The sequence below is a fragment of the Aeromonas schubertii genome (assembly GCF_000820105.1).
Lineage (GTDB): Bacteria > Pseudomonadota > Gammaproteobacteria > Enterobacterales > Aeromonadaceae > Aeromonas > Aeromonas schubertii.
The window spans coordinates 1-19,880 of the sequence record NZ_CDDB01000001.1 but is presented as its reverse complement, the minus strand read 5'-3'; the positions used below and the strand labels follow the sequence as shown (position 1 = coordinate 19,880).

At 63.1% G+C, this 19,880-nt stretch carries 14 protein-coding genes; 2 read left to right on the top strand and 12 right to left on the bottom strand.

Annotation, left to right across the window (positions count from 1 at the left end):
• Positions 1 to 119: 119 nt before the first annotated feature.
• The 7 genes from guaD to mocA form a co-directional block, all read right to left on the bottom strand.
• Positions 120 to 1,436: a guanine deaminase gene (gene guaD / locus BN1133_RS00070; RefSeq protein ID WP_050664532.1), complete on the bottom strand. Its 1,317-nt coding sequence runs from the start codon at positions 1,434 to 1,436 to the stop codon at positions 120 to 122.
• Entirely contained in the window at positions 1,433 to 2,875 is a 1,443-nt protein-coding gene (locus BN1133_RS00065; protein ID WP_050664531.1) for a nucleobase:cation symporter-2 family protein, read from the bottom strand. Before BN1133_RS00065 ends, guaD begins: the two co-directional genes overlap by 4 nt.
• Positions 2,876 to 3,019: 144 nt before the next feature.
• Positions 3,020 to 5,899 carry a molybdopterin-dependent oxidoreductase Mo/Fe-S-binding subunit gene (locus BN1133_RS00060; protein WP_201785109.1) on the bottom strand — a complete coding sequence of 960 codons (2,880 nt, stop codon included), beginning with the start codon at positions 5,897 to 5,899 and terminating at the stop codon, positions 3,020 to 3,022.
• Positions 5,896 to 6,675 carry a molybdopterin-dependent oxidoreductase FAD-binding subunit gene (ygfM, locus tag BN1133_RS00055; RefSeq protein WP_050664530.1) on the bottom strand — a complete coding sequence of 260 codons (780 nt, stop codon included), beginning with the start codon at positions 6,673 to 6,675 and terminating at the stop codon, positions 5,896 to 5,898. The genes BN1133_RS00060 and ygfM overlap by 4 nt, the downstream gene beginning before the upstream one ends.
• Positions 6,676 to 6,730: 55 nt before the next feature.
• Positions 6,731 to 8,053 carry a putative aminohydrolase SsnA gene (gene ssnA, locus BN1133_RS00050; protein ID WP_050664529.1) on the bottom strand — a complete coding sequence of 441 codons (1,323 nt, stop codon included), beginning with the start codon at positions 8,051 to 8,053 and terminating at the stop codon, positions 6,731 to 6,733.
• 2 nt (positions 8,054 to 8,055) lie between these two features.
• Entirely contained in the window at positions 8,056 to 11,163 is a 3,108-nt protein-coding gene (ygfK, locus tag BN1133_RS00045; protein ID WP_050664528.1) for a putative selenate reductase subunit YgfK, read from the bottom strand.
• 276 nt (positions 11,164 to 11,439) lie between these two features.
• Complete coding sequence (gene mocA, locus BN1133_RS00040; RefSeq protein ID WP_082177846.1) at positions 11,440 to 12,075, bottom strand: molybdenum cofactor cytidylyltransferase; 636 nt, start codon at positions 12,073 to 12,075, stop codon at positions 11,440 to 11,442.
• A 28-nt stretch (positions 12,076 to 12,103) separates the two neighbouring features.
• Between mocA and yqeC the strand changes: the two genes are divergently transcribed.
• Both yqeC and yqeB read left to right on the top strand, forming a co-directional pair.
• Positions 12,104 to 12,985, top strand: a complete 882-nt coding sequence (gene yqeC, locus BN1133_RS00035; protein WP_050664527.1) for a selenium cofactor biosynthesis protein YqeC — start codon at positions 12,104 to 12,106, stop codon at positions 12,983 to 12,985.
• Between the two features lie 2 nt (positions 12,986 to 12,987).
• On the top strand, positions 12,988 to 14,577 hold the full coding sequence (yqeB, locus tag BN1133_RS00030; RefSeq protein ID WP_050664526.1) for a selenium-dependent molybdenum cofactor biosynthesis protein YqeB: 1,590 nt from the start codon (positions 12,988 to 12,990) through the stop codon (positions 14,575 to 14,577).
• 136 nt (positions 14,578 to 14,713) lie between these two features.
• Here yqeB and BN1133_RS00025 read toward each other — a convergent pair whose 3' ends face one another.
• From BN1133_RS00025 to tssI, 5 genes are all read right to left on the bottom strand, one after another.
• The gene (locus BN1133_RS00025) at positions 14,714 to 16,414 is read right to left on the bottom strand and encodes a DUF2235 domain-containing protein (protein ID WP_050664525.1); all 1,701 of its coding nucleotides are present in this window, start codon (positions 16,412 to 16,414) and stop codon (positions 14,714 to 14,716) included.
• A gap of 2 nt (positions 16,415 to 16,416) precedes the next feature.
• The gene (locus BN1133_RS00020; RefSeq protein ID WP_050664524.1) at positions 16,417 to 16,935 is read right to left on the bottom strand and encodes a hypothetical protein; all 519 of its coding nucleotides are present in this window, start codon (positions 16,933 to 16,935) and stop codon (positions 16,417 to 16,419) included.
• A gap of 115 nt (positions 16,936 to 17,050) precedes the next feature.
• Positions 17,051 to 17,566, bottom strand: coding sequence for a DUF3304 domain-containing protein (locus BN1133_RS00015; RefSeq protein WP_050664523.1), 516 nt, complete (start codon positions 17,564 to 17,566; stop codon positions 17,051 to 17,053).
• Positions 17,563 to 18,288 carry a DUF4123 domain-containing protein gene (locus BN1133_RS00010; protein WP_050664522.1) on the bottom strand — a complete coding sequence of 242 codons (726 nt, stop codon included), beginning with the start codon at positions 18,286 to 18,288 and terminating at the stop codon, positions 17,563 to 17,565. The genes BN1133_RS00015 and BN1133_RS00010 overlap by 4 nt, the downstream gene beginning before the upstream one ends.
• Position 18,289: 1 nt before the next feature.
• The coding region (gene tssI, locus BN1133_RS00005) for a type VI secretion system tip protein TssI/VgrG (RefSeq protein ID WP_050664521.1) at positions 18,290 to 19,880 on the bottom strand (1,591 nt) is incomplete at its 5' end.

Below are 19,880 nucleotides of genomic sequence, written 5' to 3'. Positions count from 1 at the left end.
GTGGGTTGGTTCCTCAATGGGACGGCCGGTTTTTTGCGCGCAGGGCGCCACCGCCATCACTCGCCTGACGGATACCTGGCCATGGAAAAAGGGCAGGGTCTCCCCTGCCCGAAACGGGTCTAGCCGCGCTCGTGCACCAACTGACCATCCACATAGGTGCGGTAGATGGTGCGATCGTCCCCCAGGGTGAGCAGCACGAAGAGCTTGTCACGCAGGGTGGTCGAGTTGTCGTAGCGCAGCTGCTGCATCGGGGTGGCGACCGGGTCGAGCACCACGAAGTCGGCCTCCTTGCCCACTGCGAAGCTGCCGATGCGATCGTCAAGCCCGAGGGAGCGTGCCCCGCCCAGGGTGGCGAGGTAGAAGGAGTGGAACGCCGAGAGGCAAAGCCCCTGCAACTGGGCCACCTTGTAGGCCTCGTTAAGGGTCTGCAGCATGTTGAAGGTGGTGCCGGCCCCGATGTCGGTGCCCATGCCGACCTGGATCTGGCGATTCCACGCCTTGTCCATCTGGAACAGGCCGCTGCCCAGATAGAGGTTGGAGGTGGGACAGAAGGCGATGGTCGAGCCGGTCTCCTGCAGGCAGGCCCACTCTGGCTCTTCCAGGTGGATGCAGTGGGCAAACACGCAGTTGGGGCCGGTCAGGCCAAAGCGGTCATAGACATCGAGATAGCCCTTGTGGGCGGGATAGAGGGACTTGACCCAGGCGATCTCGTCCTTGTTCTCGGAGAGATGGGTCTGCAGATAGGTGGTGGGGTACTCCTTTCGCAGGGCGCAGGCCACCTCCAGCTGCGCCGGGGTCGAGGTGGGGGCGAAGCGCGGGGTCACCGCATAGAGCAGGCGCCCGTTGCCGTGCCAGCGGTCGATCAGCGCCTTGCTGTGACGGTAACTGCTCTCGGCGGTGTCGAGCAGGTAGTCCGGGGCGTTGCGATCCATCATCACCTTGCCGGCGATGAGGCGCATGTTGATGCGGCTGGCCGCCTCGAACAGGGCATCCACCGACTGGGGATGGACGCTGCCAAACACCAGGGCCGTGGTGGTGCCGTTACGCAGCAACTGCTTGATAAAGAAGGTGGACATCTCGCGGGCATACTCGAGATCGTTGTAGCGCCGCTCGGTCGGGAAGGTGTGGTGATTGAGCCACTCCAGCAGCTGCTCCCCATAGGCACCCACCATCTCGCTCTGGGGGTAGTGCAGGTGGGTGTCCACGAAGCCGGGGACGATAAGCTTGCCCCGATAGTCGCGCACCCGCACCGTGGAGGGCACCAGCTCGCGCCCGTCCCGCCACTCACCAAACCAGTCGATGCAGCCGTTGCGGATGATGAGCAGGCCATCTTCGACAAACTGGGTGCAGGACTCTATCTCGGCCGGATCCGTCACCACCCGGGTGATGTGAAAGAAGCTGCCACGTACCGCTTTGACCGAATTGTCGTATCTCATGGGGTCGTCCTGTCGTTTGAGACTGAAGAGAGGAGTGAGTCGGCGTCATCCAGGGGAGCCTCGCCCTGCTGCTGGCGCGCCCTGGCCCGTCGGCTGGCGGGCAGCACCAGGTTCATGATGATGGCGGTGATGCCGCCGACGCAGATGGGGTTCTCCACCAGCATATAGATGCCGTCCGGCAGCACCCGAAACAGGTTGGGATCGTAGGAGACCCCGAGCCCGAGGCCGAGGGAGGTGGCGACGATCAGGCTCTCGCGCCGGCTGAATCCGTGGCTGATGATGATGCGCCCGCCGGCGATGGCAATCATGGAGAACATGATGGTCATGGCCCCCCCCATGACGGGCGCCGGTATGGTGGTGAAGAAGCGCCCCACCACCGGGAAGAGGCCGAGCAGCACCAGGATGAGGGCGATCACCTTGCCCACGTGGCGCGACGCCACCCCGGTCATCTGGATCACCCCGTTGTTCTGGGCGAAGGTGGTGAGCGGCAGAGATCCCAGCGCCGAGGCGATGACCGAGACCAGGCCGTCGGCCAGCACACCGCCGCACAGGCGCTTCTGGTAGTCGGGCCCCTGGATGGGCTGGTGCGAGACCATGGCGGTGGCCGTGATGTCCCCCACCGCCTCGAGCACGCTCAGCAGATAGATGGTACCGGCCAGCAGGAAGGCGTAGAGATCGAAGGTAAAGCCGTACTTGAACGGCACCGGGACTGTGACCAGGGGCAGGTTTTGCAGCGGGCTGAAGTCCACCTTGCCCAGCATCAGGGCCACCGCATAACCCACCAGCAGGCCGATGGCGATGCCGCTCATGCGCAGCAAGGGGTTGCGGCTGCAGTTGAAGGCGATGATGACGCACAGCACCAAAAGCCCAAGCCCGAGGTTCTCGTAGTGGCCGAAGGTGCCGCTCTCGATGGCAGCAAAGCCGCCGCCAAAATCGACGATCCCCACCTTGATAAGGCTAAGGCCTATCATCAGCACCACCACGCCGCTCACGGTCGGGGTGATGACCCGCCGCAGATAGGGCAGCACAAACGACGAGCCCATCACCAGAAAGCCGCCGACGAAGGAGACCCCGAGCAGGGTGGAGAGGATCTGATCCTCCCTCAGTCCCTCTTTGCCCATGGCACTGCCCAGCGCAATCATGACGGTGACAAAGGAGAAGTTCACCGACTGGATGGAGAGCAGCCCCGAGCCGATGGGGCCATAGCGGTGCACCTGCAACCAGGTGCCCACGCCCGAGGCGATCATGGCCATGGAGACCAGATAGGCGGTGGTCTCGGCGGCAAGACCCAGGGCGCCGCCGACGATGAGCGCCGGGGTCACCATGGGAACGAAGATAGCGAGCAGATGGGTCACGGCCCCCATCAGGGTCTGCGAGAAGGGGGGCTTCTCCTCCAGCTCGTAGATAAGATCCGAATGCCTGGGTGTCGATGCAGACATGATATCTGTCCTCTCCCGCCGGGGCCCGTCCGTCCGGCCCCGGATTCGATCTTGGGGGCCTTGGCCCCGTTGTCAGGTACGGCGGGCGGGTGCCCGCCGTGGTCAGGGACGGGGAGCGAATGCCCCCCGTGCACCCGCTACCGGCTAGAGCCGGCCCAGCTCACGCAGGATCTGCTCCGGCGTAAAGTGCCACTTGCGCAGCCAGACCCCGCAGGCGTCGTGGATGGCGGTGGCGATGGCGGGGGCGGCGCCGTTGACCCCGATCTCGGAGATAGACTTGGCGCCATAGGGGCCGACCTTGTCATCGCTCGGCACCAGGAAGGCGCGAAAATCGCGCGGTATGTCCCCTATCTTGGGCGCCCCGTAGCGCTTGAGATCCCGGGTCAACGGGATGCCGTGGCGATCGTAACAGAGCTCTTCGGTCAGGGTGTGGCCGATGGCGCGCAAGGTTGCCCCGTAGATCTGGCCGAGGGCCAGCTCCGGGTTGATGGGCGTGCCGCAGTCGAGCAGGGCATAGAACTTGTCGACGCGGATCTCGCCGGTGCGCACGTTGACCGCCACCTCGGCGAAGTTGGCCCCGTAGGGGAAGGCGAGCTGGCTGGTGATATAGCTGGCGGTGCCCACCAGAATGCCAAAGCCGGTGCCGCTCTCCCCCTTGTGGGCGAGATCCCCCAGGGTCACCTCCCCGCTCTGGCCGCGCACCAACCCCGGATAGACCAGCTCCACCTGATCCAGCGGCTCGCCCAGCATGGCGGCCCCGTGGGTGAGGATCTTATCCTTGAGGTTCTCGGCGGCCATCTTGGCGGCGTTGCCCGAGAAGCAGGTGCCCGAGGAGGCATAGGCCCCCTTGTCGAACAGGGCGTGGTCGGTGTCACCCGAGATGACGTGCACGTCGCTCACCGGGCAGCTCAGTACCTCGGCGGTGAGCTTGGCCACCACAGTATCGAGGCCGGTGCCGATGTCAGCGCCGCCGGAGTGGACGATAAAGGTGCCGTCCGATTCCAGTTTCACCATGCAGTTGGCCTGATCGATATCGGGGATCCCCGATTTTTGCATGATGATGGCGACCCCGCGGCCGATGCGCCAGTCACCCTCGGCGACCTTGGGACTGTCCCAGCCAATGAGCTCGCGCCCCTGCTTCAGGATGGGCTCGAGGGCGCAGCTGGCAGCGGTGGGCACCGAGGTGGGGGCCTTGCCCTCACCGATGGCGCCGAGCACCTTGAGGGTATCCCCTTCGTGGACCCGGTTGTGCTCGATCATGTCGAGCTGATCGATGCCGAGCTCGTCCGCCAGTTCGGCCAGGGCCATGGTGAGGGCGAAGTTCCCCTTGGGCGCACCGTAGCCCTGATAGGCGCCAGTCGGGCAGATGTTGCTGTAGTAGGTGTGCACCTTGAAGCGCACGTTATCGCACGGATAGAGGGGCAGCGACAGGGCCGGGCCATTGCTTGGCACCGTCAGGCAGTGGTTGCCATAGGGGCCTGTGTTGGCACGAAAATCCATCTCGACCGCGGTCAGGGTGCCATCTTTTTTGGCCCCCAGCTTGACGGTCACCTTGGCCACGTGGCGCGAGGTGTTGCTGATGAACTCCTCTTCACGGGTGTAGCGGAAGGTGACGGGACGACCGGTGACCCGGGTGGCCCAGGCGCACACCTCTTCCAGCAAAATGTCCTGCTTGGAGCCAAAGCCGCCGCCGACCCGCTCCTTGATGACGTGCACCTGGTGCTGCTTCATGCCGACAATACGCGCCACCTGGCGACGCACGTGCCAGGGCACCTGGGTGGAGGCGTGGATCACCAGGCGATCCCCGTCCATGTAGGTAAAGCAGATATGGGGCTCGGTCGGGCACTGCTGGGCCTGGGTCGACTCATAGGTACGCTCGAGCACCAGGTCCGCCTCGGCAAAGGCGCGGTCCACATCCCCCAGCTCCCCGTGCACGCTGGCGGCCAGGTTCTCGTGGGGACGGGCGCCAATGGGGAAGTTGATGATCATATGCTCGTCGCCGCGACGCACGGCGTTGGCATTTTGCGTCTCCAGATCCGCCGGGGCACCGGCCATGTAGACGATGGGCTCGTCGTGTACCACGGGGGCGCCGGGGGCCATCGCCTCATCGATGTTCATCACCGCGGGGAGCTGCTGATACTCCACCTCGATAAGGGCCAGGGCGGCCAGGGCGATAGCCTCACTCTCGGCCACCACGGCGGCGACCCTGTCCCCCACGTGACGCACCTTGCGGCTGAACATGCGGCGATCCAGCGGCGAGGGCTCGGGGGCGGTCTGGCCACCCGGGGTGTAGTAGACCTCGGGGCAGTTCAGGTGGGTGATGACGTGCACCACCCCGGGCAGGGCTTCGGCGCGGCTTACATCGAGCCGGGTGATGAGGGCGTGGGGATGGGGGCTGCGCAGCATCTTGATGACCAGGGCATCCTCGGTGACCCTGTCCTCCACGTAGCAGGGCTTGGCCTGCACCATCTTGGCCGAGTCTAGCTTGGGACACTGCTTGCCGATGTGGCGCAGATCATCGCGAAACTCGGGGGCGATGGGGCTGAAGTAGTCCGGATCGTCCATACGGGCGGCGGCGAGCTCCACCGCCTGATAGAACTGCTGGTAACCGCTGTCGCGGTGGAACAGGCCGGAGAGGGCGTCGTCGACTTGCTCGCGGCAGGGCTTGGGGTGGCGTGCCAGCAGATCGGTCAGGATCAGGGCCGCGGCCGGGTCGTTATAGCCCGACTGCACCACGCCCACATCCACCATGGCCTGCTGCACCAGACTGAGCTGGTTCCAGCTGCCAAGGGACTCGGCGGTGCGGATCTCGGCGCCGTCGAGCTGGCCGCCGATGAGCAGGGAGGCGTTGACGATGCGGCCGTTAAAGAGGATGGCGTCGGAGCCGGCGAAGCCGAAGCCGTCGTCACTGTTGCGCACCGAGTGCATGCGGCACTGCTCGAAGAGGATCTGCTGGGCATTCTTGCCCACCGGTGCCATCACGGTGCGCAGGGCGCCGTTGAGGGTGAAGTTAAGTTCCATCATGCCTGACCTCCCATGCTCTGCTGGCAGTCGATCAGCAGATCGGCCACCACCACCCCTGTGATGTATCGCTTGTAATCGCGGCTGCCGGCCAGATCGCACTCGGGCTGGATAAGCTCGGCCACTATCTTCTCGAGCACCTCGGGCGCCAGGGTCCCACGCTCGGCGTCGTGCAGGCGGCGCGGCGCGCGCTCCACCTCGGCCAGGGCGATGCGTGCCCTGCCCTCCTGGTCCAGGGCCACGGCGGCGGTCACCACCCCGAGGCCATCGGCGTTACGGCGGATGCGGCGGGTGGCACAGGTGAGGGTCGGCTCGGGCAAGAGCACCGCCAGCACCAACTGATCGCGCCGGCCGGCCAGATAGGCCTCAATCCCCAGGGTGTCGCCCCCCTCCAGCAGCAGGCGCGCCTCGAGCACCAGCAGCACCGGATAGAGCACAGAGTCGTGGGTGAGGCTGGCAAGCTCCCCACCCAGAGTGGACTGGTTTCGCAGGTGGCGGGAGTAGACAAAGCCCAGCGCCTCGGTCAGTGCAGGCGGGGTATCCGGGTGATCCTGGAGAGCCTGCAAGGTGCAGGTGGCGCCCAGACGCAGGGCCCCCTGCTGCCACTCGATACCATCGAGCCCCAGCCTGTCGAGCAGGATGGCGATGGTGCGACGGGTGTGGGTTGGGGTGGCGTTGAGCTTGCTGCCGCCCCCCATATAGACCGCCTCGCTGCCGAAACGGGCCTTGAGCTCGATGGCCTGCCCGATCTGCTCGGGCCGAAAGAGTTGTTCGATCATGGTCTGTCCTTTTCGTGAGTCCTGTTGGCGTGGGCCCCGCGCCGGGGCCCGACGGTCACAATTGGTCCATCCGGGCCCAGAGACGGCGGGCGGCCTTGCGCGCCTGCTCGTAAATCGGTGCCGTGTCGAAGGGGAAGGCCCGGTCCTGATAGACCATGCGCCCCTCCACCATGACGTCGGTGACACTGCCCGCGCCCAGGCCAAAGGCCAGATGGCCGGGCAGGTTGGCCCCCTCGAGCGGGGTCGGCGCTCCATAGTCACAGACGGTGAGATCGGCCTTGTAGCCGGCCTCGAGACGACCGAAGCGAGCCCCGAAGTTACGCTCGAGCAAGGTGTTGCCGTTGGCGAGGAAGCGGGCGAAGCTGTCGGGCCACAGGGCGCCGCCGGCATCCCTGTGTTTGAAGAAGGCGAACTTGAGCTCCTCGAACATGTCGGCGCCGATGCCGTCGGTCCCCAGCGCCAGGTTGCGGTAGTCGGCCAGACGCTGGTTGTAACCCACATGGTTGTTCATGTTGGAGCGGGGGTTGTGCACCAGGAAGGCGTCGCGCTCGTTGAGCAGGGCGATATCCTCGGACGAGAGGTAAATACCGTGGGCCACCAGCGTCTTGCTGTCGATGAGAGAGAAGCCGTCGAGGCGGGCGATCAGCTCCTTGCCATAGTGGTGGTGGCCGTGGGAGAGGTCATAGCTGTCTTCGGCCACATGGATATGCAGGCCGCGCCCGGTGGCCTGTTTGGCCTCACGCAGCATGGCGAGCCCTTCGTCGGGTACGGTGAAGGGGGCGTGGGCACCGATGTGGGCCTCCATCAGATGGGGCTCACCCTTCTGGCGGTCCGCATCGAGCTGGCGGGCGAAGGCGATGTTCTCCTCCACCCCGGCGCGCAGCTCGGCCAGCCCCCCGTTGCGATCCGTGGTCTCGTAGCAGGTCATGCCGCGCAGCCCCGCCTCCATAAAGCCACGGCGCAGCACGTTCAGGGAGCCACCGATAAAGGCGGGCGAGGCGTGGTGGTCGATCACCGAGCTACAGCCGCTCTTGATCGCCTCGAGCGAACAGATGAGGCCGCTGTAGTAGAGGGACTCCTCATCGAGCGCCCGGTCGAGGCGCCACCAGAGGTTCTTCAGGGTGGAGATAAAGTCCGGGCAGGGGGGGATAGAGGCCATGATCCCCCGCGCCAGCCCCGAGTAGAAGTGGTTGTGGGCGCAGACGATGCCCGGCATCACCAGCTTGCCGCCCATCTCACGGTAGGGGGCGTCGGGGTAGCGGGCGCAGAGGTTATTGCCCACCTCCTTGATGAGATCCCCCTCGATGGCGATATCGACCCCCTCCCGGATGCGGGAGGGGTGCAACTCGGCGGCGGTGACGTTCTTTAGGATCAGCATGATTACTCCTCCACCTTGCCCAGCAGATAGGAATGATGCTGGTGCACCTGGGTGATGATGCGGCACATCTCCTCAAGGCCTGCGGGGATGCGGTCGATGGCCCCCGCCTCGTCGATGGCGAGGCGATAGGTCTCGCCCTGCTGGCGCACCGAGAGGGCCGCCCCGTCGATGTAGAAACCGGGGTTATGGCTCTGCTCGAAGTCCTGGGGCAGGCTGAAAATGGTGACCTTGTCCTGATAGGGCTTACCCTGCCAGGGGCAGAACTGGGCGCAGTTGCCGCACTCGTTGCAGTAGGCGTCCAGGTGCAGGGTCTGGAACTTGTCCTTGAAGCCCGGCACCGGAATGGCCACGTTGGCGCGGTTGGGGCAGACGTCCACACACTTGCTGCACAGGGTGTTGCACTCGAGGCAGCGGTGGGCCTCTTGGGCCACGAAGGCGCTGCGCTCATCCTTGTCCACCAGGGTGACGGCGATACTCCCCTTGCGGCGGTAGATATCACCGGTATCGGCCACGGCCAGATCCGGGGTATGGGCCTGACGGGCCAGGTGCTCGCGCTCCAGCACCAGATCGGTGGCGCGGCGGGCGGTGCCGATGGCGGCGACGATGGAGGAGGGACCCTGCTGCACGTCACCGATAAGGAAGAGGTTGCGGCGACGGGTCTCGCCGGTGCGCCCATCCACCTCGGGCCAGCCATCTTCCCCAAGGGGCACCCCGATGCGGCGCAGCACCTCATGGTCAGGCTGCTCGCCGATGGCGGTGATCAGAGCATCGATGTGCAGCACCTCGGTCTGCTCGGTCGGCACCGGGCGACGGCGCCCCTTGGCATCGGGCTCGCCGAGGGCCATGGTGCGCACGGTCAGGCTGCCATCCTTGTCGAAACGCTCCGGGTTGGTGAGGAAGCGAAACGCGACCCCCTCCTCCAGCGCCTCGAGGAACTCCTCGCGATAGGCGGGCATCTCCTTCTCGCTGCGGCGATAGATGACGGTCACCTGGCTCACCCCGGGTACCTTGAGGGCGGCGCGGGCACAATCCATGGCGGTGTTGCCGGCACCGATCACCCCGACGTGACGACCGAGCGGCAGGGGCTTGCCCTGGTTGAAGCTGCGCAGGAAGTTGAACGACTTGTGGATGCGATCCCCGTCGCCCTCCAGGCGCAGGCCACCGTTCTTGTCGGCACCGATGCCGACGAAGACGTAGCTAAAACCCATCTGGTGCAGCTTGTCGGCGGTGAGCTCGGGGTCACAGCCAAACTCGAACTTGACCCCGTGGGCGGCGACGAATGCGATGTCGTGTTCGATAAGTTCGGCCGGGATACGGAACTCGGGGATGATGTGCTTGACCACGCCGCCGGCGTCGGCCTCGCGCTCGAACAGGGTGACCGGGTGGCCGGCGCGGGCCAGGAAGTAGCCGGCGGAGAGGCCGGCGGGGCCGGCGCCAATCACGGCGACCGGGTGCTTGTCACCGCTGCCGGCCGGCTTGTGCCAGCGCGCCTTGTACCCCTCCCAACCGAGCTCCAGAGCCACTTTTTTCAGCTCGCGGATGTTGAGGGCGCTGTCGTAGTCGAGACGGGTGCAGTTGTACTGGCACTGGTGATCGCAGATATGACCGGTGATGGCGGGCAGGGCGTTGCGCTCGTAGATGAGCTCGAGTGCCTCCACATGGCGCCCCTCTCCCATCAGGCGGATGTACTCGGGGATGTCCTGATGGATGGCGCAGGCGCTGACGCAGGGGGCCACATAGCAGTCGGTCATGGGCAGGCTGGCGCCCACCTCGATGCGATCCTCGGACTTCCACCCCTTCTGGGTGTACTCCATGGTGAGGGCGCGCGCCGCCAGGGCCTCGAGTTTCTCCACGTCCACCCGGGTCATGCCCCAGCAGTCGGAGGCGTCGAGCTCGGCCAGGCACTCGCGCTGGCGCAGGTAGCCACCGGGTTTGAGCAGATCGGTCGCCATGGTGATGGGACGGATGCCGGTCTCGAAGATGTCGCGGATGTTGAACTTGCTGGCTCCGCCCGAGTAGGAGATGGGCAGGCGACCGTCGAAGGCACGCGACAGCACGGCGGCCACGTTGATGGAGAGAGGGAACAGGGCGCGCCCCGACATGTACATCTCGTTGCCGGGCAGACGCCCCTTGCCGTTGATAGTCCCGAGCGTGTTGGTGAGCTTGACCCCAAAGGTGAGCCCCTTCTCTTCGCCCAGCGCCATCAGCCGGGCAAGCATGGCCTTGGCCTGATCCAGCTTGAGATCGTGATCGAAGGACTCTTCACTGAGCCCTACATATGAAAAGCCACAGCCATCGAGGATGGCGCGCACCCGCTCGAAGCCCAGCAGGGTGGGGTTGAGTTTGACGAAGGTGTTGAGCCCCTTCTCTTCCAGCATGTAACGACAGATGGCCTCTATCTCGTTGGGCGGGCAGCCGTGCATGGTGGAGAGGGTCACCCCGTGCACCAGGCGCGAGGGGATGGCATCGACCATCTGCTCGAGGGAGGCGCGGCGCACCCCGAGCCCCATGCTGTCGAGGAAGGCCTGATCGGCGAGCAGCTCATGAAGCGCCTGACGGTACTCGGCAAACTTGGGATGCTGGCCCGCCTCCATCAGGTTGTGGATGAACTGCTGCATGGGGGGCTGTTTGATGCCATCGAGGTTGTAGCCGACGCTCATGTTGAAGATGAAGGACTTGGCCTCACCCCCGAGGCGGGGATCGAAGATGGCCTCCATCAGGTGGAGGGCAAACCAGGCCTTGAGGTACTCGTCGAAGGCCTTTTGCAGGGTGAACTCGGTGGACCACTCGGTGTTGAAGCACTCGTCCTCGGCGTCGATGCAGGGCTTGTCCAGCTCGAGGCGATCGAGGATCTGCACCGTCTTGAGCTCCATAAAGCGACCACCGGTGAGCCAGGCGGTCACTATGTTCTGGGCCAGCTGGGTGTGGGGGCCGGCCGCCGGGCCGATGGGCGTCTCGCAACTCTCCCCGAAGACCTGGATCTTGCGCTCATCCTGCTTGCGATAGAACTCGCTGGCGGGAATGCCGAAAATGGACTGGCTCTTTTTATACTCCTCGAAGATCCGGGTAAGCAGGCTCTTGAAGGGAACGGGTCGCATAATATCGCCCATGGTGATCTCCTTGCTGCAGACATCGTAATTAAGAGAGACCCCCCTCACTGGAGGTCTATTAGCAGCAGGAGAGCAACATTCAGGCCAGCGGCCTGCCATCAAATAGAGACGGTGGCAATTTCGTGAGCCAAATCAGATTAATGACCGTCAACGTCAAGCCCCGCCAGCCAATGAAAATGAGAGCAAATATCAATTACCACTCAACTTATTTATCAGAGGGTGCCGAATATCAAAAGCGGGGCTTTTTCTATCACTTTGATACGTTTTACACCCCGCTCAACAATGCATATCCATGCAAGTTACACCTTCCCTCCCCTCCTCCTCGTCGGGCGCGCGGGCCAGCAGCTCCCGGTAGGCTTGCGGGGTGTCCACGTCCAGCAGGATGGCTTGCCACTCCAGCGCCACATGGCGATGGGGATGAGAGAGCAGCCATCGGCGCACCGGGCCGGTGAGCTCGGCGCGGGCCAGCGCGCGCGCCAGGGAGCGCGGCATCAACACGGGGTGACCCGCCTTTTCATTGTGACAGGGGAGAAGTGTTTGCTCACCTCTCTGGTGCCACAGGGCCTCGAACACGGGGCGGGAGAGGCAGGGGAGATCCCCGTGGGTGATAAAGAGATGCTCGCTTTGGCAGGCGGCCACCCCCAGTTGCACCGAGCCGGCCAACCCGGCCCGGTAGTCGGGGTTTTCGATCACCTCGATATTCGGATGATACGCATAACGGCTCATCAGCTCGTCACCCCGATGGCCCACCACCAATATCACCCGCTGGCAGGCAGAGAGGGCATTTTTGAGACTCGCATCAAGCAAGGTTCCCCCGCGATACGGTAGCATCATTTTCCACTCCCCCATGCGGGAGGATAATCCCGCCGCCGTCATGACACAGTCGCAGGGTAGCGGGAGTGGTTTATCCATCTCGTGACTCTCTTTTGGGGTGAGCATAATGGGAAATCCCTGTTTATCGGTCAGCTATTTTCCCGATATTGAACGCCTGCTCGGCCAATTGGTAAATAAAAAATCGGGCTCATCCACCCTTATTGCCCTGTGCGGTGCCGGTGGCAAGACCAGCACCCTTTATTGGCTGGCCCGCCACTTTGCAAGATTGGGCATGCGGGTGCTTGTCACCACCACCACCCGCATGTACCTGCCCAGCCGGGATCAATACGACACCCTGGTGATCGGCCATCACCTTGGTGATGTGCACGCAGGTCACCAGGGCGAGACCACCGGGGAGCTGGCTGATAACACACCGGCCGCCCGCCCCGGCATCACCGCCTATTTCACCGCCCGCGAGGGAGAGAAGGTGTGCGGCCCCGCCCCCGCCGCCCTCGACCGGCTCAAGGGGCTGGGGCGCTTCGATCTCATCCTGGTCGAGGCCGACGGGGCGCGAGGTCGCCTCTTCAAGCTGCCAGCGTTGCACGAACCTTGCATTCCCCTTGCCAGCGACTGGGTCATCGCCCTCACGGGCGCGGCCTGTATCGACGCCCCGGCGGGGCCAGGACACATCCACCGCTGGGAGAGAGTGCAGGCCCTGTGTGGCCTGGCAGAGGGGCAACCGCTCACTCTCTCCCTGCTCGATGGCCTGCTCGACCATCCGGAGGGGATCTTCAAGGGAGCCCAGCCCGATGCCGGACGAATCTGGTTTATCAATGGATATTATCAAAATGAGAGGGGGTGGGAGAGCGAGCTGACGCACCTGCTGGAGCGTCATCCCGAACTCCACGCCATCTGGCTGGGAGCGGTGCGCGAGCCTGTCGCCATCCGCTACTCGGCCTCCCATGTGGCCGACTCGCTTGGCGAGGGGTGGCCGCCGTCAGAGAGGTAACTATGAATCTGTTTGCACACGCCGCCCGCCTGGAGCAGGAGAACGTCCCCTTCGCCCTGGCCCAGATCATCGAGAGCCGCGGCTCGACCCCCCGTCACCGGGCCCAGATGCTGATCCAGGCCGATGGCAAGATCCTCGGCACCATAGGGGGCGGCATGGTGGAGCGCAAGGTGATCGAGGAGGCCATCGAGGCCATTGCCGAGCGCAAGTCCCGCATCTATCACGGCCGCATGGCCCGCAACGGGGAGCATGCGGTGGGCTCGGACTGTGGCGGCGCCATGTCGGTCTATATCGACGTCTACGGCCTGCGCCCGCGCCTGGTGCTGATCGGTGCCGGCCATGTCAACCGGGCCCTGGCCCATGCGGCGGCCCCTTTGGGCTTTGACATTCATGTGGGCGACTGCTTTGAGGGCAGCCTGAATCCCGACATCTTCCCCGCCGGCACCCATCTGCACCACGGCGAGACCATGAGCGCCGCCATCGAGGCCCTCGCCATCGAGCCAACCGACTTTGTCATCATCGCCACCAACCATCAGGACAAGGAGGCCCTCGAGCGACTCATCACTCGTCCCCTCGCCTATCTGGGGCTGCTCGCCAGCAAGCGCAAGGTACAGACCTTCACCCAGGCCCTGCGCCAGCAAGGGGTGAGCCAGGAACAGCTGCAGCGTCTGCACTCCCCCATCGGCTACAACATAGGGGCCGAGACCCCGGAGGAGATTGCCATCAGCATCCTGGCCGAGTTGCTGCAGGTGAAAAACCGCAAGCCCGGTGGCCTGCTGCAAGAAGATGTGCGCCTGACCCGGGAGAAACTGGTGGTGATCCGCGGCTCGGGGGACATGGCGACCGGGGTGGCCCTGCGTCTGCACCACGCAGGCTTTAAGGTGGCCATGCTGGATCTGCCCTGCCCGACCGTGATCCGCCGCAGCGTCGCCTTCGCCCAGGCCATGTTCGATGGCCACGCCGAGGTGGAAGGGGTGCGCGCCGAGCGGGTCGACAACCCGGAGCAGGCGCTGGAGACCCTGGCGCGCGGCATCATCCCCGTGCTGGCCGACCCCGAGTGCCAGGCCTTGACCGAGCTCAAGCCACGCTTTGTCATCGATGCCATCCTCGCCAAGCAAAACCTCGGCACCCACAGGGAGATGGCCCCCATCACGGTGGCTCTCGGCCCGGGCTTCGAGGCGGGCCGCGATTGCGATGCGGTGATCGAGACCAACCGGGGCCATCATCTGGGACGGGTCATCTACCAGGGCTATGCCCAACCCAACACCGGCATTCCCGGCGTCATCGACGGTCACTCGGAACGTCGGGTGCTCCGGGCCCCGGTCGAGGGGGTGATGGAGGGGCTCTGCCGGCTCGGGGATCTGGTCAAGGAGGGAGACCCGGTCGCCCGGGTAGGCGACACCCCCGTCATCGCGCCGCTCTCCGGCATGGTGCGCGGGCTGCTCTCTGACGGCATAAGCGTCACCCCCGGCTTCAAGATTGGCGACATAGACCCGCGCGGCGAGCGCGCCGATTTCACCACCGTCTCGGACAAGGCCCGCGCCATCGCCGGCGCCGTGCTCGAGGCTATGCTCCACCTCTCCCAACGATAATCGTTCGGCAATCCCCATAAACAGTCAGGCCCGCCAAAAGGCGGGCCTGACTGTTTATGGGGCGGTGGCCAAGTGGGCTTGGCCACCATAGCGCGATGCCCCTGTCAAAATGGTGGGTGTCACAGAATTTACTACCTCACGCCGCCTCTTTATCGACCTCCACCGTCTCAATGCCACGGGGGACAAAGAAGTTGTTGCTGCGGAGCATGGTGTTGGCCTGAGCGTGGAGCGTGGCGTGCTTGAGCTCCTTCGAGCTGAAGTCATGCATGAAGTAGTTGAAGAAGGCGTCCACGTTACGTGGTACGCGTTTTGACTCATTGAAAAACAGCACCAGTTTGGCTGCCTGCATGGTTCTGCGACGAATCCCCCTACCATTGGCGATGGCCTCGGCATCCCGCCCGACTTGCTCCAACCAGCCCCAACGCTCTTTGAGCAGGGCCCGCTCGCTGTCACTGGCAACCTTGAGGCGTGCCCGATAGTCATAGAGTTTTTCCCCGAGCCAGATGCAGTAACAGTTCATATGCCGCTCGAACCCATCGGGTGTCGGGTCGACTCGACCGGCCCACTGCTGGTAATAGTCGCTGAAATCCTGCACGGAGCGCCCAGCCAAGTTGTCCAGCATGACGAAGTATTGAGCTACACGGGGGTTCTTTTCATCAAGAGTTCGGAAGTTGGGGAACGGCACCTGAGCCCGACGAGCGGTATCAAACATCTTTCTAAGCGGCACCCGGCAAAGCTCGGCACTGGGTCGCTGTTCGTTGGGCAGCAAGCCCCCGGTAACATCTTCGCTGATGCCAGGGCAGAGCTCCTCCCGCCAACCTTGTTTGAGCGGCCCAAGGGGTAGCAGTGGGCGATAGTCACGGCGTTCATGGGCAGCCACCAGATGCAGGGCTCGCTTGACGGCTGAGTGAAGGGGCTTGTTGTAGTCGATCACCTTGGCCCCAGCCACCACGCCCAACGGCATAGCAGCCGGGCTCTTGGTGAGCAAACTGGCCCAGTCAGACACCTCGGCGACGGTATCCCCCATATCGAGCAGGCTACGCCGTGAACTGTCGAAGAGGCCAGCGAAGATCACCTCGACCTTGCTCTCTTCAAAACGGTACTCGTTGCCCACCTTGGTACAGACCGACTCCAGCAGCTCCTCGATAAAGCGGCGGGCCAGAGCTGCCCCCAGATCGGCCCCGAAGACCGACACCTGGATCAACTTGATGGGAAGCTTGTTCAGTTCTTTGGAAGCAGACACGTTCTTTTTGAAGCGGTTCTTGGCAAAGTCGACTCTGGCGTCCACCCCGGTCATCAGCAGGTCAGCGACCAACGGGTTATCCCGGATGGGCGCTACCGCTTCGACCAGTGCTCGTTTGGCCGCATTTTTGGCCGCCGAGACGGATGCCTCGAAACTACTCTTCAGGGTCAGCATATCGCCGAGCTTATTGGTCAGAACCTTGCTCCAATCGTCCTTGACTGCGTTAACCACCGTTTCTTTGGCCTGACCTTTCAAATCGTCAAGGTAATCACCAGCCAACGCCTTCTGCCTTGCATCCAGAATGCTGTCCAGTTGCTCGGAGGTCGTATCGTTGAGCTCTGTGCCCAAGCCTGGAATGTAAACCTTGGCGTATGAATAGGACGAGGTGAGTGCAGCCTTGATTTCCTCCGGATGGGCTCGAAACAGACGTCCCACATTGGTCAGCCGCCGGATCTCTTCATCTGTGTAGATATTCCGCTTGGTGCCATCGAAGAAGAAACCTATTTGCAACGCCAGCGAGCAGGTGCCGATCCCCGCCTGATGGAGGCTCTCTTCTCGATCAATACGGCACTTCAGATCATCCCTATCCACCATCACTATCTCCTCGTCCGATAGGTATCAACAATGCTATCCAGCTCAACCGGGCAGCTGTGGGCCCAACGAATCATCGGGGTATTATCGGGCAGTATCAGTACACAAAAATCATCCTGCCCCTTCTCCCGCTTGGGCATGGGCAAAACCACTTTATGCACTTCTGGCCTGTAACCAAGCTCGTCATACTGCTTGCGGGTCATCGCCAACTCCCATTTGATCTCGACCGTATCGCCGTCGATCTTATAGGGGCCCGCACTGCCGCCCCCGCCCGCACCGAATCCATCAAACGCATCTGTGTTGCTGCCCATCTTGCCATTGACATAGACGTAGGTGATGGGCCGATCAATCACCGACATGAGCACAACTGAAGCCCCGCCATGTCGCTCCTGCAACAGAAACGTCCATCCCAGCCAGAGCACCAGCACAATGGCACTCAGCCAGCGCCCCCAGCGGGGCATCAAGTCCCACGCAGCCGTGGCCATCGTGGAGATAAATTGGGTCAGGCTTCTTTCTACGCTCATGCTTGCCTCTTTTGTTATTCCTGGGCCGAACGCTCAACCAGCGAGCAGGTCCCCGCTTGATGAAGACTCTCTTCTCGATCTATCCGGCACTTCAGGTCATCCCTATCCACCATCACTATTTCCTCGTCCGATAGTTATTAATCACGTCATTCATCACAGGCTCAGCCCAACCTCCCCATCGCACCATCACTTTGTTGTCGGGCAAAAAGAGGACATGAAAGTTATTCTGCCCCTTTTCCCGCTGGGGCATGGGCAGGGTGAGCGAGTGTTTTTCAAATCGGTAGCCTGCTTTTTCTTGCTCCTCGGTCATATCGAGTTCCCAATCGATCTTCACCGTATAGCCATCGATCCGATAGGGGCCCGCACTACCGCCCCCACCAGCACTGAACCCGTCAAATGCAAACGTGTTGCTCCCCATCTTGCCATTGACGTAGACGTAACTGATGGGGCGGTCGATCACAGAATGGACCACGATAGAGGCCCCGCCATGTCGCTCCTGCAGCAGAAACGTCCATCCCAGCCAGAGCACCAACACAATGGCACTCAGCCAGCGTCCCCAGCGGGGCATCAAGTCCCACGCAGCCGTGGCCATCGTGGAGATAAAGCGTGTCAGGCTTCTTTCTACTCTCATGCTGATTGCTTGAGTTGATCCAAGGCTGAGCGCCCACCTTCCAGATAGGCCAATCCCCAGAGCATTAACTGAGCGTCGCTTGCCCCTGCCTGTTTGGCCTTGTCGAGTGCCTTGCGAACCATGGCCATCCGCTCACAAGGCGGAAACTGAGCAATATTATCCCCTGATTGCCAGAGCGCCAGCAGTCGATGGGCTTGCGGTGATCCTTCCAATGCTTGATAGAGTGCCGGGGTCAGTTGTACCAGAACTGGATCTGCCTGGGGGACAGACAAGTCCAGCTCACGCCAGTTGCCATTGCACTCCCGTAGCCACCAACGACTGATGCCACCAAAAAGACCGCCAAGCCAGGGGGCATTCTGCTGGTCAAGCAACAAGGGCAAGGCATCAGGGGTATAGAACCGCAGCAGCATACTGAACTTGCCGTTTGGTTCTATCACTCTTGCTCCCAGAGCCAACTGCTCTTGCAGGGCTTCTACAGGTCGCTCGCTGTCGATCAGCCCAACAACATGTCCTTGCTCGGTGAGTTCGGCAAGCAAGCCTTCATCCTGTTGTGAGCTCTGCCAGAGCCAGGGGCCAAGATTGACCAGCTCAAACAGGTCGTCATGCAGATAGAGCGGCAAAAACAGCCCCTCACTCATCTTCTCTCGCTGCTCGGCACTAAGATGGGCCGCTTCAATAAGCGCAACTGCCTTTCCTTCACGCCAGATGGATTCAGGTAGCATCTTACTCTCCCTTCACTACCGCATCGCCCTGAGCCATGGCTCTGAGCATGCAAGGGATGCAGACGGGTTTCTCCATAGGTGGAAGCTGCTTCAACAAGGCTTTTGCACTCGTCTGTGTTGGTGCTACCGGAGTGACAGTAACATGCTCGGGAGACGGCTCAGTCGCGACAGCTTTCGGCAATGAGGGTGCCTGCCCCCCCCAGCCCGAGCCAGAGCCGGGGCTGCCGCCAGAGTTCATCTTGATGGAGCCGCCGCTGACGGTCACGCCGCCGGCATCGATCTTCACAAAGCTGCCCCCGACCTTGAGGGTCAGCTCGGCCCCTGCCTCCATCACTATCTTCATGCCCGACTTGTGGTGTACCTCGGCGCCCGCCTCCACCAGCAGCGACTGCCCCAGCTTCTGGTGCATCGAGCTATCAACGGTCAGCGAGTAGTCGGCCTTGATCTGGTCGCGCTTCTCCCCCTCCACCGTCAGGTGGTCGTTGGCCTTGATGCGGGTCACCCGCTCATTGTCGATATCCCGATGCTCGTCGTGTTTGATGTGCCAGGCCACGTCGTTTTCAATGAGTGCGTTGAGATCCTTCTGACCGTGGATATAGATCTCTTCCTGCCCCGCCTGGTCTTCAAAACGCAGTTCGTTAAAGCCCTCACCCTGGTGGGTCTCGGTGCGCAGCACGGTGCGGGTCTTGTTGGCCGGAAGAGGGTACGGCGGCCGGTTGGTGGCGTGATAGGTGCGCCCGGTGACAATCGGCTGGTCCGGATCCCCTTCCAGAAAACTCACGATCACCTCGTGGCCGATACGCGGAATGGCCATCATGCCGTACTGGCCGCCGGCCCAGCCCTGGCTCACCCGCACCCAGCAGGAGCTCTGATCGTTGCTCTCGCCATAGCGGTCCCACGGGAATTGCAGTTTGACCCGGCCGTGCTCGTCGCAGTAGATCTCTTCCCCCTCGGGGCCCACCACGGTGGCGATGTGCGGCCCGTCCACCATGGGCTTGTGGGGGATCTGCGGGCGCCAGGTGGTGCTCCCTTTAACCACCGCAAACTCGTTGTGATAGACGGTCGGGCCGCTGCCCCCCTCCTCTTCCAGGGCCTGGGGCTGCTCGCCGGTGTGGCTGATGTGCACTATCTGCCAGTCGCAGTTGAGGCTGGCGTTCGGGTGTTCGGTGAGCGAGAAGCGCTGCCCTGGCAGCAGCGCGGCACTGTTGGACTTGCCACTACCGCTGACTGCATCATTGCGCAGGGCATCGAGCCGGTGCTGGACGAAGGCCTTGCCGCTCGGGTCCTCTTTGAAGCGCCCCGGATAGTCGAAGTGCTGATAGGTATCCCGTTGATGGTCGAGCTCGCTGCCCGCCTTCTTGTGGCTAAGGGCATAGGCCGGGGTCTTGAAGCTGTAGTCTTTGAGCTCCACATCGCTTGGACGCACCGCCTCCCTATAGTGGAACTGGCGCACGTAAGGGCCCTGCTCCAGCGAGCGGTTGCCGAGGTTAAAGAAGAGCTCGGGGCCTTGGGTCACCGCTGCGGCATCGTCGGCAAAGATGATGCGGTGCTTGCCGGCTTCAAACTCGTGGAAGTAGAAGAGCCCCTCTTCG